Annotated in this window: 13 protein-coding genes; 8 read left to right on the top strand and 5 right to left on the bottom strand. The window is 76.4% G+C overall.

Translation table 11 applies throughout. The features are described 5' to 3' along the window. Nucleotides 1-17 precede the first annotated feature (17 nt). The 3 genes from cbiE to PH190_RS28560 all read left to right on the top strand — a co-directional run bounded on the left by cbiE (nt 18) and on the right by PH190_RS28560 (nt 2787). Nucleotides 18-1217 carry a precorrin-6y C5,15-methyltransferase (decarboxylating) subunit CbiE gene (cbiE, locus tag PH190_RS28570; protein WP_274234936.1) on the top strand — a complete coding sequence of 400 codons (1200 nt, stop codon included), beginning with the start codon at nt 18-20 and terminating at the stop codon, nt 1215-1217. Beyond that, nucleotides 1218-1961 carry a precorrin-4 C(11)-methyltransferase gene (gene cobM / locus PH190_RS28565; RefSeq protein ID WP_274234935.1) on the top strand — a complete coding sequence of 248 codons (744 nt, stop codon included), beginning with the start codon at nt 1218-1220 and terminating at the stop codon, nt 1959-1961. A 103-nt stretch (nt 1962-2064) separates the two neighbouring features. Further along, the gene (locus PH190_RS28560) at nt 2065-2787 is read left to right on the top strand and encodes a cobalt-precorrin-6A reductase (RefSeq protein WP_274234934.1); all 723 of its coding nucleotides are present in this window, start codon (nt 2065-2067) and stop codon (nt 2785-2787) included. 13 nt (nt 2788-2800) lie between these two features. Here the strand turns inward: PH190_RS28560 and PH190_RS28555 are convergent, their stop codons facing one another. Beyond that, nucleotides 2801-5590, bottom strand: coding sequence for a DUF2232 domain-containing protein (locus tag PH190_RS28555; RefSeq protein WP_274234933.1), 2790 nt, complete (start codon nt 5588-5590; stop codon nt 2801-2803). A gap of 99 nt (nt 5591-5689) precedes the next feature. Between PH190_RS28555 and PH190_RS28550 the strand changes: the two genes are divergently transcribed. From PH190_RS28550 to PH190_RS28540, 3 genes are read left to right on the top strand one after another with little or no spacing between them, the layout of a single operon-like run. Continuing rightward, the gene (locus tag PH190_RS28550) at nt 5690-6046 is read left to right on the top strand and encodes a VOC family protein (protein WP_274234932.1); all 357 of its coding nucleotides are present in this window, start codon (nt 5690-5692) and stop codon (nt 6044-6046) included. Next, nucleotides 6043-6435 (top strand): hypothetical protein, encoded by a 393-nt coding sequence (locus PH190_RS28545; protein WP_274234931.1) that lies wholly within the window; start codon nt 6043-6045, stop codon nt 6433-6435. The genes PH190_RS28550 and PH190_RS28545 overlap by 4 nt, the downstream gene beginning before the upstream one ends. Nucleotides 6436-6447: 12 nt before the next feature. Continuing rightward, complete coding sequence (locus PH190_RS28540) at nt 6448-6633, top strand: hypothetical protein (protein ID WP_274234930.1); 186 nt, start codon at nt 6448-6450, stop codon at nt 6631-6633. On the opposite strand, the gene PH190_RS28535 is transcribed toward PH190_RS28540, so the two are convergent. From PH190_RS28535 to PH190_RS28525, 3 genes are read right to left on the bottom strand one after another with little or no spacing between them, the layout of a single operon-like run. Continuing rightward, complete coding sequence (locus tag PH190_RS28535) at nt 6624-8126, bottom strand: precorrin-2 C(20)-methyltransferase (RefSeq protein WP_274234929.1); 1503 nt, start codon at nt 8124-8126, stop codon at nt 6624-6626. The genes PH190_RS28540 and PH190_RS28535 overlap by 10 nt on opposite strands. Then, nucleotides 8123-8779, bottom strand: a complete 657-nt coding sequence (locus tag PH190_RS28530; protein ID WP_274234928.1) for a precorrin-8X methylmutase — start codon at nt 8777-8779, stop codon at nt 8123-8125. The genes PH190_RS28535 and PH190_RS28530 overlap by 4 nt, the downstream gene beginning before the upstream one ends. After that, nucleotides 8776-9921 (bottom strand): precorrin-3B synthase, encoded by a 1146-nt coding sequence (locus PH190_RS28525; RefSeq protein WP_274234927.1) that lies wholly within the window; start codon nt 9919-9921, stop codon nt 8776-8778. Before PH190_RS28525 ends, PH190_RS28530 begins: the two co-directional genes overlap by 4 nt. Before the next feature lie 69 nt (nt 9922-9990). On the opposite strand from PH190_RS28525, the gene cobN reads away from it, so the two are divergent. Both cobN and PH190_RS28515 read left to right on the top strand, forming a co-directional pair. Beyond that, nucleotides 9991-13644: a cobaltochelatase subunit CobN gene (gene cobN / locus PH190_RS28520; protein WP_274234926.1), complete on the top strand. Its 3654-nt coding sequence runs from the start codon at nt 9991-9993 to the stop codon at nt 13642-13644. Between the two features lie 222 nt (nt 13645-13866). Then, entirely contained in the window at nt 13867-14274 is a 408-nt protein-coding gene (locus PH190_RS28515; RefSeq protein WP_274234925.1) for a RidA family protein, read from the top strand. On the opposite strand, the gene PH190_RS28510 is transcribed toward PH190_RS28515, so the two are convergent. Next, nucleotides 14235-14915 carry a TetR/AcrR family transcriptional regulator gene (locus PH190_RS28510; protein WP_274234924.1) on the bottom strand — a complete coding sequence of 227 codons (681 nt, stop codon included), beginning with the start codon at nt 14913-14915 and terminating at the stop codon, nt 14235-14237. The genes PH190_RS28515 and PH190_RS28510 overlap by 40 nt on opposite strands. Nucleotides 14916-14918: the final 3 nt, after the last annotated feature.

Genomic DNA, 14918 nt, shown 5'->3' with positions numbered 1-14918 from the left:
CGTGATGAGGTGTCGTGGTGAGCGTGACCGTGGTCGGCATCGGCGCCGACGGGTGGCCGGGGCTGGGTGAGCCCGCCCGCGCCGCGCTGGAGAAGGCCGACGTCGTGCTCGGCGCGCCGCGCCAGCTCGCGCTGCTGCCGTCGTCGGCCGCCGAGCACGTCACCTGGCCCTCGCCGCTGATGCCCGCACTGCCCGGGCTGCTCGCCGAGCACGCCGACCGGTCGCTGGCGGTCCTCGCCAGCGGCGACCCGACGTTCTACGGCATCGGCTCGGCCGTCCTCGCCCACGACCCGACGGCGACCGTGCTGCCCGCCCCCTCCTCGCTCGCGCTCGCCTGTGCCCGGCTGGGCTGGGCGGCGCAGGACGTCGAGGTGCTCTCGACCGTCGGGCGCCCGCTCGCGGCGGTCCGGGCCGCGCTGGCGCCGCGACGGCGGCTGCTCGTGCTCGTGCCCGACGGCGAGGCCCCGGCCGCGCTGGCCGCCGCGCTGACGGCCTGGGGGTACGGCGAGGCGACGCTGACCGTGCTGGCCTCGCTCGGCGCGCCGGGGGAGAGCCGCGCCGACGGCCGCGCGCGCGACTGGGACCAGCCCGCGGGCGACCCGCTCGCCGTCGTCGCCGTCACCTGCCCCGAGGTCCCCGACGACCGGCTCCTCGGCCGCGCCCCGGGCCTGCCCGACGACGCCTACGACCACGACGGCCAGCTGACGAAGGCCGAGGTCCGCGCGCTGTCGGTCACCGCGCTGCGGCCCGTGCCCGGCGCGCTGCTCTGGGACGTCGGCGGCGGGGCCGGGAGCGTCGGGATCGAGTGGATGCGCCACCACCCCGCCTGCCGTTCGATCTCGGTGGAGGTGCGCGACGACCGGGCGGAGCGCATCCGTGCCAACGCCGCGACGCTCGGGGTGCCGGGGCTGCGGGTGGTGGTCGGGCGGGCGCCCGAGGCGCTGGCGGGGCTCGACGCGCCCGACGCGGTGTTCGTCGGCGGTGGGGCGTCCGCGCCCGGGATGCTCGACGCGGTCTGGGCCGCGCTGCGTCCCGGCGGGCGGCTCGTCGTCAACACGGTCACCGTGGAGGGCGAGGCCGCGCTCGCCGCGTTCCGCGCCGACCACGGCGGGGCGCTGCGCCGGATCGGGATCGAGCGCGTCGCGCCGGTCGGACGGTTCTCCGGGTGGCGGCCCCTGGCCGGCATCACGCAGCTCGTCGCGCGCAAGGATGGGTGAGTGACCGTCCGCTTCGTCGGCGCGGGCCCCGGCGCCCCCGACCTCATCACCGTGCGCGGGCTGCGCGCGATCGCGACCAGCCCGGTCTGCCTCTACGCGGGCTCGCTCGTGCCGCCCGAGCTGCTGGGGCAGTGCCCGCCGCACTCGCGGCAGGTCGACACCGCGCGGATGACGCTCGACGAGATCACCGCCGAGCTCGTCGCCGCCCACGAGGCCGGCCACGACGTGGCGCGGCTGTGCTCGGGCGACCCGGCGGTGTTCTCGGCGGTCGCCGAGCAGGCGCGACGCCTCGACGAGGCCGGCGTGCCGTGGGAGATCGTGCCCGGCGTCCCCGCCTTCGCGGCCGCCGCCGCGGCCCTGCGCACCGAGCTGACCGTGCCGGGAGTGGGCCAGTCGGTGGTGCTCACCCGCGACGCCGCCAACGCCACGCCCATGCCGCCGGGGGAGTCGCTCGACGTCTGGGCCGCGGCCGGCGGGACGCTCGTGCTGCACCTGGCCGTGCAGCGGTGCGCCGAGGTGGTGGCGGCGCTGCGGCAACACCGGCCGGCGTCGGAGCCCGTGGCGGTGGTGGCCCGGGCGTCGCGGGACGACGAGGTGGTGCTGCGGGGCACGCTCGCCGACATCGCCGAGCGCGTCGAGGCCGCCGACGTGCGGCGCACCGCGGTGATCGTCGTGGGGCCGGTGGTGGGCGTGGCCGAGGGCTGCGACTCGCACCTCTACTCCGCGACGCGCGCCCGGCCGTGAGCCCGACCGGTGCCGGAGATCAGGAGGACCTGAGGCACCTCGCGGGTCCCGTCGAGGTGCCCAGCGCACTGCTGATCACGCGACGCGGGGCGGCGGGGTCCCCGTGACGCGGCGGGTGCTCGTGCTCGGCGGCACGGCCGAGGCGCGGGAGCTGGCGGCGCGGCTGGCGGCCGCGGGCCACGCGGTGACGACGTCGCTGGCCGGGCGCACGCGCCACCCCCGGCTGCCGTCGGGGGAGGTGCGCACGGGCGGGTTCGGCGGGGTCGAGGGCCTCGCGGCGGCGCTGGGCGAGGTCGACGTGCTGGTCGATGCCACCCACCCGTTCGCGGCGACGATGACCGACCACGCCGCGGCGGCCGCGTCCAGCACCGGCACCCCGCTCGTCGTGCTGCGCCGGCCCGGGTGGACCGCGGGCCCGGGCGACCGCTGGACCCGCGTGCCGTCGCTCCCGGCCGCGGCGGCGGCGGTCCCGGCCGGCGCGCGGGTGCTGCTCGCGACCGGCCGCCAGGGCGTCGAGGCGTTCGTGGACGTCGACGCGTGGTTCCTCGTGCGGGCGATCGAGGCGCCCGCCGTGCTGCCGCCGCGCAGCGAGCTCGTGCTGGCGCGCGGCCCGTTCGCCCTCGACGACGAGCGGGCGCTGCTCGCGCGCCACGCGATCACGCTGGTCGTCGCCAAGGATTCCGGCGGCGCGACCGAGGCCAAGCTCGTCGCCGCCCGCGAGCGGTCGCTGCCGGTGCTGCTCGTGGACCGCCCGCCCCTGCCGGCCGGCATCCTGGCGGTGGCGACGGTGACCGCGGCGGCGGAGGCGGTGGGAGGCGTGTCCTGAAGACACCGCTCCGCTAGAACGCCAGCACCCCGACGGCGAGGATGGCGGCGACGACGAGCAGCAGGACGAGGTCGCGGAGGCCCGGGCGCTGGTCGGGGCCGGCGACCGCCCCGAGGCCGCCCCGCGCGGTGATCGCCTCGCCCGTCTCGGCGGCCCGGCGCACGGCCATGGCGCAGGCGAGCATCGCCGTCCGCACGCCCGTGCGGACCTGCTCGCGCACCGGCACCGACTGCCGCCCCGCGGGCCGGCGCTGGCCCAGCAGCTGCCAGGACGTGCGGCCCTCGGCGAGCAGCAGCGGCACGAGGCGCAGGCCCAGCGCGATCCCGGTCGTCGGCGTGCGCAGCGGGAGGCGCAGCCGCCGCCCGACCCGTGCCAACCGCTCGAGCAGCGGCGGGAACGCGCCCAGCGGGGTGGTCGCGATGAGCAGCGCCGCCCCGAGCAGCGAGACCAGCGTCGTCGCGAGGAACAGCACGACCCGCTCCAGCCCGCCGATGCTCAGCTCGGTGCCGAACACCTCGACCAGCGGCGGGCGCGTCGACAGCGTCGAGAGCACGATCGCCGGCAGCCAGAACAGCAGCCAGCGCGGCGGGCGGGGCACGGCGCCGCGGGGCAGGCGGGCGGCGACCGCCCCGACCAGCAGCACCGCGGTCGCGGCCGCGAGCGTCGGCCAGGTCGGGTCGACGAACAGGCAGCCCGCGGTCAGCCCTAGCGCCGCGATCTTCGTCCCCGCCCAGGCCCGGTGCAGCGGCGAGGGGTGCGGCAGCGTGCGCACGGCCCCGAGCGCGCCGCGCCCGCGTCGCTCCTTCACGGTGGGGTCCGAGTCGTGCGGCCCCACCAGCGTCGGCGGCCCGTACACCGTCCCGTCGTCGACGTGCAGCACCTCGTCCGCGAGGTCGGCCAGGGGCGCGGTGTCGTGGGTGACGACGATCAGCGTCGTCCCCGCCGCCCGTGCCGCGCGCAGGGCGTTGCGCACGGCCGTGGCGGCGTCGGTGTCGAGCCCGGCGAGCGGCTCGTCGAGCACGAGCACGCGCGGGCCCGCCCCGAGCAGCCCGGCGAGCAGGACCCGGCGCTGCTCGCCGCCGGAGAGCTCGTCGACGGGTCGGTCGCGGTAGACCGCCGGGTCGAGGCCGAGGGCGGCGAGGGTGGTGTCGGCGGTGCGCGGCCCGACGCCGGCGGCGTCCTCGACCTCCTCTCCCACGGTCGGGCGCAGCAGGGCCGGGCGCGCGTGCTGGACGGCGAGCAGCGCGCCGTCGCGCCCGTTGCGCAGGGGCGCGCCGTCGAGGGTGGCGGTGCCGCGGGCGGGGGTGGCGAGGCCGGCGAGCAGCCACGCGAGGCTCGTCTTGCCGGCGCCGTTCGGGCCCGTGACCAGCACCGTGTGTCCGGCGGGGATGCGCAGGTCGACGCCGGCGAGCACCGGGCGTCGCCACGGGGTGCCCGCGTCGTGGACGACGTCGACCCCGCGCAGGCGCAGCGTGCCGCCGGCCGCGGGACGGGGCGGGCCCCACGACCCGGGCGGGGCGGCCGGCGCGCGGTCGGGGCCCGGCAGCGCGACGGCGACGTCGGCGGATCCGGGGTCGTGGTGGGTGATGTGCAGGACGGCGACGCCCTCGGTGCGGGTGAGGCTGCGGAGCAGGGCGGTGACCTCCTCGCGCCCGTCCGGGTCGAGCATCGCGGTGCTCTCGTCGCTGACCACGACCGCGGGCCGGCGCGCGAGCAGCGCCGCGACCGCCAGGCGCTGGAGCTCGCCGCCCGAGAGCGTCGCCGTCTCCCGGTCGCCGGCGCCCTCGAGCCCGACGCGCGCGAGCAGGGCGTCGACCGGCACGTCCTGGCCGGGCGGGAGACCCCAGCGCAGGTCGTCGGCGGCGCGCACGCCGAGCACCTGGCTGTCGGGACGCTGGAACACCATCCCCGTCCCGCCGACCACGCCGAGGCCCGCGTCGCCCGGGCGCTCGACGGTGCCCTCCGCCGGCGGCCGCCCGGCCACCACGCGCCCGAGCGTCGACTTCCCGGCCCCGTTCGGGCCGGTGACCACGGCGAACGTGCCCGCGTCGAGGTCCAGGTCGACCGGCGGGCCCGAGGGCAGCGCGACGCCGCGCAGCCGCAGGGGCAGCGGCGCGGCGGCCTCGGTGTGCCCGGTGGGCAGCCGGCCGGCGAGGTCGGTGGGCAGCAGGCGCCGCACCGCGCGCAGCGGGCGCGCCAGCACGAGCGCCGCGAGCGCGACCCCGAACAACGTGGCGACGACCGCCGCGGCGGGCAGGGTCACCCACCAGTAGCCGGTGATGACGGCGACCACCCGGTCGCCGGTGGCGATGACGTGGTCGGTCGCCCCGACCCCGCGCAGGAGGCGGGCCATGCCGCTCCACGACGTGCGCAGCTGGTCGAGGACGAGCTCGCGGTAGGCGGCGAGCAGCGCGAGCAGCGCCGTCCCGAGCAGCGAGGTCGGCAGGGCGAGGACGACGACGCCGGTCAGCGCCGTCCGCACCGTCGACCACCCGCGCCGGGCCCCCACCCCGAGCAGCCAGCCCAGCGACGCCGCCGAGGCAGCGCTCCCGGCCGGGCCGACCCCGCCGACGAGGAAGGCGACGACCACGGCGACGAGCACCCCGATCGCCCCCGTGCGCCCGGGCCGGCGGGCGGAGAGCACCGCCGCCGGGAACGCGGCGATGACCGTCCCGAGCGGGCCGATCGGGAAGAGGCGCGTCAGGACGCACACGACGGCGACGAGATCGCCGAGGGCGGCCGCCTCCGCGAGCTCGACCGCGTCGAGGGGCCGGCGGGGAGGGGACCGGCGGAAGCGCCGCACGCGTCGAGTATGCCCGGCCTCAAACCCGAACTGTCCCTTGACAGCTAACGAAAGCAGATACTAACGTTAGCCGCACACCAACCGACTCAGGAGGTCACCATGGGCCAGCCCGTCGCGTACTTCGAGATCACCAGCACCGCGCCCGAGAAGATCCGCGAGTTCTACAGCGCCCTGTTCGGCTGGACGACCAGCGACGACCCGTCGATGGAGGGCTACGCGATGGTCGACACCGGCGCCGGCGACGACGCGATCCCCGGCGGCATCAGCCCGTCGCAGGGCCCGGGCGACACCGGCGTGAAGATCTACGTGCGGGTCGACGACCTCGAGGGCGACCTGGCCCGCGCCGGCGACCTCGGCGCCGCCACCCTCCTGCCCCCCATGGAGCTGCCCGGGGGCTACGGCCGCATCGCCGTCGTCGCCGACCCCGACGGCAACCCCGTGGGGCTCTGGGCATGACCACCGGGGTCTCGGGGCGCCGCGTCCTGCACGCGCTGTGGGGCGCGGCCCTCGAGACCGCACGCCAGCTCGTCCACAGCTCACCCCGAGGAGAACCGATGTCCCGCGTCCTGTTCCAGGTCGTCCACTTCCCCAAGCCCGAGCACCGCGAGGACATGCTCGCGGCGATGTCCGTCATCCGTGAGGCCTCGGCGCACATCGAGGGTCTCGACGAGATCGGCGCGTTCGAGGAGGCCGACGGCTCGCGGATCGTCGCGATCTCCGTCTGGGCGTCGCCGGAGGCGATGGCCGCCGGCGCGCAGGAGCTGTTCGCTTCCGTCGCCGACCTCCCGCTCGACCAGTGGGAGACGCGCCCCTACGAGTCGGCGACGCTGACCCAGGTCGCCTGACACGATCCGGGGATGGCTGACGAGCAGTGGTTGTGCCTGGGCGGACGCCAGCATGCGTGGGTGGTGACCAACTTCGACTCCGGCAACGAGTTCATGGCCGCCGACGAGATCTTCTGCCCGACCTGCGGCCGGCTCGTCGCCCGCGTCCGGCCGGGCGAGGACTGGAACTGGATCCCCCTGGAGGGGGATCAGCCGTAGCGGCGCGGCGTGTAGACGGTGCCCGGCGCGGGCCAGCGCGACGTCGAGGCGCCGACGATGAGCAGGGTGCGCATGTCCACCTCGCCCGGGACGAGGTCGGCGAGCCGCACCACGCGGACCGACTCCTCCGGCCCGTCGACGTCCCGGCCGACCACCACGGGCGTCGACGGGTCGCGGTACTTGAGCAGCAGGTCGCGGGCGGCCTCGACCTGCCAGGTCCGCGACCGCGACGCCGGGTTGTACAGCGCGACCGCCATGTCGGCGTCGGCGACCGCGGCCAGCCGGCGCTCGACGACCTCCCACGGCTTGAGGCGGTCGGACAGGGAGATCATCGCGTAGTCGTGCCCGAGCGGGGCGCCGACGCGGGCGGCCACGGCCTGGGCGGCCGAGACGCCCGGGACGACGCGCACGGGCACGTCGGGGTAGTCGGCGGCGGCGACCTCGACGACCGCCGACGCCATCGCGAACACCCCCGGGTCGCCGGACGACACGACGGCCACCCGCCGGCCGCCGCGGGCGAGGTCGAGGGCGAACGCGGCGCGCTCGGACTCCACCTTGTTGTCCGAGGCGTGCACCCGCTGGCGTGGGTTCGGGGGCACGCGGGCGGTGTAGGTGGCGTAGCCGACGACGTCGTCCGCGGCGGCCAGCGCGGCGGCGGCCTCGGGGGTCAGGCGGTCGCGGGCGCCCGGGCCGAGGCCGACGACGACCACGTCGCCGAGGCGGTGGCCGTCGACCTCCCGGTCGATCAGGGCGGCGGTCTCCGCGCGCGCGGTCGGCGTCGTGTCCGCGTGCACCCGCGACGGCACGACGCCCACGGCGAAGTACGGCACCGAGTCGGGCGCGACGTCGGCGAGCGGGGCGGTGCGCTGCGCGTCGGTGGAGGCGCGCTCGACGTAGAAGGCCTCGTCGAGCCGCCCCGACGTCGCGAGCGCCGCGCGGACCCCGGTGAACGTGCGCCCGAGCTTCATCACCGCCGCGGCGTCGGTCTGGGCGAGGCGCGCGGCGAGCTCGTCGGGCGGGAGGGTGCCGGGCAGGACGGTGAGCACCTCGTCGCGCTCCACCAGCGGGCGCCCGAGCGCCGCCGCCGCGGCCGCCACCGACGTCACGCCGGGCACCACCTCGGTGGGGTAGCGGTCGGCGAGGCGTTTGTGGAGGTGCATGTACGAGCCGTAGAAGAACGGGTCGCCCTCGGCGATCACCACGACGTCGCGGCCGGCGTCGAGGTGCGCGGCCAGGCGGGCGGCGGCCTCGGCGTAGAAGGCGTCGAGGCGGCCCTGGTAGTCGTCGGTCGATTCTGTGGTGACGGGGTAGGTGAGTTGCTCCTCGACCTGGGTCCCGAGGTACTGCGCGACGATCCCGCGCGCGTGGGAGCGGCCGTGGCGCGCGCAGTGGTAGGCGACGACGTCGGCGCCGCGGACGAGGTCGACGGCGCGCACGGTCATCAGCGACGGGTCGCCGGGGCCGACGCCCACGCCGTAGAGGGTGCCGGTCACGGCCGCGCCCCCAGCGCGAGCGCGTTGACCGCGCCGACCGTCATCGCCGAGCCGCCGCGGCGGCCGTGGACGACGACGTGCTCCAGCCCCGCCGGATGACCCACGAGCGCCGCCTTCGACTCCATCGCCCCGACGAACCCGACGGGCAGCCCGAGCACGACGGCCGGGCGGGGCGCGCCCTGCTCGATCATCTCGAGCAGGCGGAACAGGGCGGTCGGGGCGTTGCCGATCGCGACGACCGCGCCGTCGAGGTGCTCGCGCCACAGCTCGAGGGCGGCGGCGCTGCGGGTGGTGTGCAGGGTGGCGGCGAGGTCGGGGACCTGCGGATCGTGCAGGGTGCAGAGCACCTCGTTGTCCGCGGGCAGGAAGCGCCGCGTGATGCCGCTCGCGACCATCATCGCGTCGCAGAGGATCGGCGCCCCGCCGCGCAGGGCCGCGTGGGCGGCGGCGACCGCACCGGGGGAGACCTCGGTGTCGGCGGCGAGGTCGACCATCCCGCAGGAGTGGATCATGCGGACGACCGTGTCGTGGGCGTCCTCGGGCAGGTGCGCGAGGTCCGCCTCGGCGCGGATGATCGCGAACGACCGGCGGTAGATCTCCGGCCCGTCGGCGACGTAGGAGGGGACGGCCGACCTCTCCGTCGTCTCGCTCACCCCGACACCCTCCCTGTTCGGACGATCGTGCGATAGGTACCGCCGGGCGTGCCCTCGACCACGGCGACCGGCCCCGCCGGCGTGCCGCAGGCCCGCGCGCAGCCGACCCAGTGCGCGTGCAGCAGCCCGCCCGCGCGGCCGGTGGCGACGGCGCGGGCGAGGTCGCCGCGGACGTCGGTGTGCGACTTGGCGCACCGGGGCGCGCCGACGCAGGCCGAGAGGCTCGCCCAGCGCGACGGCCCGGTCTCGACGTGGGCGGCGAGGCGCTCCCGGGCGTCGTCGGGGGGATCGCGCAGCACCACCGTCCGCCACGGCGTGACGCGCAGCGCCGCGCCCTCGTCGCCGAGGTCGGCGAGCACCCGCGCGGCGGCGGGCGTCACCTCGCCCAGGCGGGGGAGGACCTCGACGCAGGTGCGCTCCGCGCACGTGAGCACTTCCGCGTGCTCCAGCACTCTTTTCTGCTCACGAGTGCGCAGCGCACCGAGCACGGCGGCGGCGCCCACCTCGGCCACGCGCCAGGCGTCGCCGCGCACGGCGAGGAAGGCCTCGATCGCGGCGAGGGCCAGGCCGGCCGGGTCAGCGGTGGGGCCAGCGGTGGGGCCAGCGGCGGGGATGTCGGTGGGGGCGCCGGCGAGGTGCAGGCGTGCGGGAGTCCCGAGCACCACGGCCACGTCGGCGTCGAGGCCCAGGACGTCGCCGGTGCCGTCGTCGACGGCGACGAGCAGGCGGCCGGGGACGTCGGTGCGCCCGCGCAGGGCGTCGGCGATCGCGCGGGCCGGGGCGTCCACCGCGCGCGAGCGCGGCGAGGCGACGACGCTGCAGGGCACGTCGCGGCCCTGGTCGTCGAGGAGCGGGGCGGGCCCGCCGACGGCGGCGAGGGCCGCGGCGAGATCGTCGGCACCCTTCACCGTGAGGCCGCGCACCTGCCAGGATCCCCGCGACGTGAGCTCGAGCGGGGCGGCGTCGGCGGCGGTGTCGGAAGCATCCGCCAGGAGGCGCAGCTCCGCGGGGGCGATCGCGCCGCCCACCGGGCGGAACCGCGCGAGCGCCCCGTCGGCGGCGTCGTGACGACGCCAGGCCCCCGGGCACGCGTCCGCCCGGGCCCGCACCGGGGCACCGTCACGTCGTCGGGGGGCGGGCATCCGTGACACAGTAGCCACGACTGGTCCTCAACATCTATCTAGGTGTTCAGACATCGGCCTGGAGGCGCGGTGCTCCTGCTGCTCTCGACCTCGGACACCGACCTGCGCTCGGCGCGGGCCAGCGCACCCGGTCAGGAGGGTGGCTGGCGCTGGGCGAACCCCGCGCGGGTGGCGGTGGACGAGCTCGACGGTCTGCTCGACGGCGTCGACCTCGTCGTCGTGCGCCTGCTCGGCGGGCGCCAGGCGTGGGAGGCCGGGCTGGACGCGCTGCTCGCGCCGTCGCAGCCGCGGCCCGTCGTCGTGCTCGGCGGGGAGCAGAGCCCGGACGCGCAGCTCATGGAGTCGTCGACCGTGCCGGTCGGCGTCGCGACCCAGGCGCACCTCTACCTCGCCCAGGGCGGGCCGGAGAACCTCGCGCAGCTCCACCACTTCCTGTCCGACACCGTGCTGCTCACCGGCCACGGCTTCGAGCCGCCCGCCGAGATGCCGACCTGGGGGCGCCTCGACGGCTGGGAGCACCCGGAGGACGCAGCGAACGCGCTGTTCGCTGCTTCTAGCGCAACGAACAGCGCGTTCGCTGCCACACCCCCCGCCCGCCCCCGCGTCGCCGTCGTCTACTACCGCGCCCACCACATGGCCGGGAACACGGCGTTCGTCGACGCCCTGTGCCGCGCGGTGGTCGACGCCGGCGGGGTGCCCGAGCCGGTCTTCTGCTCCTCGCTGCGCACCCCCGACGACGACCTGGTCGCCGTGCTGGCGCAGGCGGACGTCCTGGTCACCACGGTGCTCGCCGCCGGCGGGTCCAAGCCCGCGACCGCCAGCGCCGGCGGCGACGACGAGAGCTGGGACACCGGCGCGCTCGCCGCGCTCGACGTCCCGATCCTCCAGGCGCTCTGCCTCACGCGCACCCGCGAGGAGTGGCTCGCCGACGACGACGGCGTGAGCCCGCTGGACGCCGCCAACCAGGTGGCCGTGCCGGAGTTCGACGGCCGGATCATCACCGTGCCGTTCTCGTTCAAGGAGACCGACGCCGACGGGCTGCCGGTCTACGTCGCCGACCCCGAGCGGGCCGCGCGCGTCGCGGGGCTGGCGGTGTCGCACGCGCGGCTGCGCCACGTGCCGAACGCCGAGAAGCGCATCGCCCTCGTGCTGTCCGCCTACCCGACGAAGCACGCCCGCATCGGCAACGCGGTCGGGCTGGACACGCCGGCGTCGGTGGTGCGCCTCCTGGCGGCGATGAAGGACGCCGGGTACGGGGTCGGGGAGGTGCCGGGTCTCGCCGAGGGCGACGGCGACCTGCTCATCCGCGCGCTCATCGACGCCGGCGGCTACGACCAGGACTGGCTGTCCGAGGACCAGCTCGCCGCCAACCCGATCCGCATCCCCGTCGACGAGTACACGGCGTGGTTCGCCTCGCTGCCCGAGGACTTCCGCGCGGGCGTCGAGGAGCACTGGGGCCCGGCGCCGGGCGCGATGTTCCTGCACGACGGCGCGATCACCGTCGCCGCGCTGCAGCGGGACAACGTCGTCGTGATGATGCAGCCGCCGCGCGGCTTCGGCGAGAACCCGATCGCGATCTACCACGACCCCGACCTGCCGCCGAGCCACCACTACCTGGCGGCCTACCGCTGGCTGCAGAGCTCGTTCGGGGCGCACGCGCTGGTGCACGTCGGCAAGCACGGCAACCTGGAGTGGCTGCCGGGCAAGACGGTCGCGAGCAGTGCGTCCTGCGCGCCCGACCCGATCCTCGGCGACCTGCCGCTGGTCTACCCGTTCCTCGTCAACGACCCGGGCGAGGGCACCCAGGCCAAGCGCCGGGCGCACGCGACGCTCGTCGACCACCTCGTGCCGCCGATGGCGCGCGCGGAGTCGTACGGCGACCTCGCGCGGCTCGAGCAGCTGCTCGACGAGTACGCGTCGATCCAGGCGATGGACCCCGGCAAGATCACCGCGATCCGCGGGCAGATCTGGCAGCTGATCCAGGCCGCGAAGCTCGACAGCGACCTCGGCGTCACCGACCAGCCCGACGACGAGCGCTTCGACGACTTCGTCATGCACCTCGACGGCTGGCTCTGCGAGATCAAGGACGCGCAGATCCGCGACGGCCTGCACATCCTCGGGCGCGCGCCGAGCGGGCAGGAGCGGGTCGACATGGTGCTCGCGGTGCTGCGGGCGCGGCAGCTGTGGTCGGGCACGCAATCGCTGCCCGGGCTGCGCGAGGCGCTGGGACTGGCCGAGAACGAGGCCCCGCGCACCGAGGTGGACCGCGTCGAGGAGGTCGCGCACTCGCTGGTGCTCGGCATGGAGAAGCGGGACTGGGCGAACCACGACGTCCCGGCCCAGGTCACGCTCGAGGTGCTCGGCCGCCAGGACCCGACCGTCACCGACATCCTGACCTTCGCCGCCACCGAGGTCGTGCCGCGCCTCGACGGCACCACGGGCGAGATCACCAGCGTCCTGCACGCCCTCGACGGCGGGCACGTCAAGGCCGGCCCGAGCGGGTCGCCGCTGCGCGGGCTGGTCAACGTGCTGCCGACCGGGCGCAACTTCTACTCGATCGACCCGCGCGCGGTGCCGTCGCGGCTGGCCTGGGAGACCGGGCAGATGCTCGCCGACTCCCTGCTCGAGCGGTACCGCGCCGACCACGACGGGGAGTGGCCGACGTCGGTCGGTCTGTCGCTGTGGGGGACCGCGGCGATGCGGACCTCGGGTGACGACGTCGCCGAGGCGCTCGCGCTCATGGGCGTCCGGCCGGTGTGGGACGAGGCGTCGCGGCGCGTCACGGGGCTCGAGGTCGTGCCCTCGGCCGAGCTCGGGCGGCCGCGCGTGGACGTCGTGCTGCGCATCTCCGGGTTCTTCCGCGACGCGTTCCCGCACGTCGTGGCGACGATGGACGACGCGGTGCAGCTCGTCGCGGGCCTGACCGACGAGGCCGACGAGGACAACTTCGTCGCGGCGCACGCGCGGGCGGACGCGGCGTCGGGATCGTCGTGGACCCAGGCGACCACCCGCATCTTCGGCTCGCCCCCCGGCGCGTACGGGGCGGGGCTGCTGCAGGCGATGGACTCGCGCGACTGGCGCGGGGACGCCGACCTCGCCGAGATCTACACGACCTGGGGCGGGCACGCATACGGCCGCGGGCGCCAGGGCGAGTCGGCGGTCGAGGAGATGCGCGCGGCCTACCGGCGGATCGCGGTGGCGGCGAAGAACATCGACACCCGCGAGCACGACATCGCCGACTCCGACGACTACTACCAGTACCACGGCGGCATGATCGCCACGGTCCGCGCGCTGACCGGGGCGGCGCCGGCGGCGTACGTCGGGGACTCGACGCGGCCGGAGAGCGTGAAGACGCGGTCGCTGATCGAGGAGACCGCCCGCGTCTTCCGGAGTCGCGTCGTCAACCCGCGGTGGATGGCGGCCATGCGCCGGCACGGCTACAAGGGCGCGTTCGAGATGGCCGCCACCGTCGACTACCTCTTCGGCTGGGACGCGACGGCGGGCACGGTCAGCGACTGGATGTACGGCTCGCTGACCGAGAACTACGTGCTCGACCCCGAGAACCGGGCGTTCCTCCGCGAGGCCAACCCCTGGGCCCTGCACGGCATGGCCGAGCGCCTGCTCGAGGCCGTCGACCGCGGGCTGTGGGCCTCGCCGGACCCGGCGATGGTCGAGCAGCTCCGCGAGGCGTTCCTCGAGGCCGAGGGCGACGCGGAGGGCTAGGCCGTTCGCCGTATGTGAGCGATTTTCCCGGCTATAGCCGGGAAAATCGCTCACATAGGGGGCGCAGGCTCGGCCGAGCGGGCGGCGGACGTGGTCGATCGGGACGAGACCAGCGCGCCGCGCGCGGGGCGTGGCGTCTGTGGCGGTGCCGACAGCGCGCTCGCACGAGGTATAGCATAGCTGTGCTATCGCAAGACGACGTCCGGCGAGAGGAGCACGACGATGTCCGTGCAGCTGGTGCACCCCGAGCGCGTCCACCGGGTCGACGTCCACCACCAGGTCGCCGACACGCGGGGCTCGCGCACCGTCTACCTGGCCGGCCAGGTGTCCTGGGACGTCGACGGGAACCTCGTGGGCCGCGACGACCTCGCCGCCCAGACCGAGCAGGCCTTCCTCAACGTCGCCGCCGCGCTCGACGCGGTCGGGGCGACGCTCGCCGACCTGGCCAAGGTCACGATCTACGTCGTCGGCCTCGACGCGTCGCAGGCCGAGCAGCTCGTCGCCGGGCGCGACCGGGCGGCCGCGGCCCTCGGCGTCGAGCTCCAGCAGCCGAGCACCTGGATCGGGGTCACCGCGCTGGCCGCTCCGGGCTACCTCGTCGAGGTCGACGCCGTCGCCGTGCTGTCCTGAGCCCTGCCCTGAGTGCTGCTGTCCCGCGTCGGGCGCAGCGCCGCCCAGCCGGCCTCGACCGACCGCCGGCAGGCCGCGGGGTCGTCGCCGGCCGCGACGATCACCGCGGTGAGCAGGGGGACGCCCGAGGCGAGGGTGCGCCGGGACGCGACCCGGCTGACCACCAGCGACACGATCCCGTGGCAGACGGTCCAGACCTCGGTGGCGAGCCGGTCGGGGTCGGCGTCGGGCGCGATCCGACCCTCCTCGAGGCAGCGTCGCGCGGCGCGCTCGAGGTACCCGAGGGTGGCCTCGGCGGCCGCGACGTCCTCGAGCTCGACGGTCGCGTCGAACATGACGCGGTAGAGGTCGGGGTGCTCGAGGGCGTTGACGGCGTAGGCGGCGGTCCCCGCCACGAGGTCCTCGACGGGGTCGGCGGGCACGACGAGCGCGTCGAGGCGGGCCGCCAGCCGCGTGAAGCCTTCCTGGCGCAGCGCCCGCCACACCCCGTCCATCCCGCCGAAGTAGGTGTAGACGGCCATCGTCGAGACCCCGGTCCCGGCGACGAGCGACCGCAACGTGATCGGCTCGCGCTCCCGGAGCATCCGCGCGGCACGCTCCAGCAGCTGCGTGCGCACCGCCGGGTCCTTCTGCCGCGCCATCGG

It is taken from the genome of Actinomycetospora straminea, from assembly GCF_028737255.1.
Lineage (GTDB): Bacteria > Actinomycetota > Actinomycetes > Mycobacteriales > Pseudonocardiaceae > Actinomycetospora > Actinomycetospora straminea.
The sequence above is the reverse complement of the archived record's forward strand: the minus strand, read 5'-3'. Positions and strand labels throughout refer to the sequence as shown.

Excerpts from the sequence above, each read along its gene's own strand:
- PH190_RS28550 (WP_274234932.1), top strand. The coding sequence starts at position 5,690 with ATGGGCCAGCCCGTCGCGTACTTCGAGATCACCAGCACCGCGCCCGAG.
- PH190_RS28545 (WP_274234931.1), top strand. The coding sequence starts at position 6,043 with ATGACCACCGGGGTCTCGGGGCGCCGCGTCCTGCACGCGCTGTGGGGC.
- PH190_RS28540 (WP_274234930.1), top strand. The coding sequence starts at position 6,448 with ATGGCTGACGAGCAGTGGTTGTGCCTGGGCGGACGCCAGCATGCGTGG.
- PH190_RS28525 (WP_274234927.1), bottom strand. The coding sequence starts at position 9,921 with ATGCCCGCCCCCCGACGACGTGACGGTGCCCCGGTGCGGGCCCGGGCG.
- PH190_RS28515 (WP_274234925.1), top strand. The coding sequence starts at position 13,867 with ATGTCCGTGCAGCTGGTGCACCCCGAGCGCGTCCACCGGGTCGACGTC.
- PH190_RS28510 (WP_274234924.1), bottom strand. The coding sequence starts at position 14,915 with ATGGCGCGGCAGAAGGACCCGGCGGTGCGCACGCAGCTGCTGGAGCGT.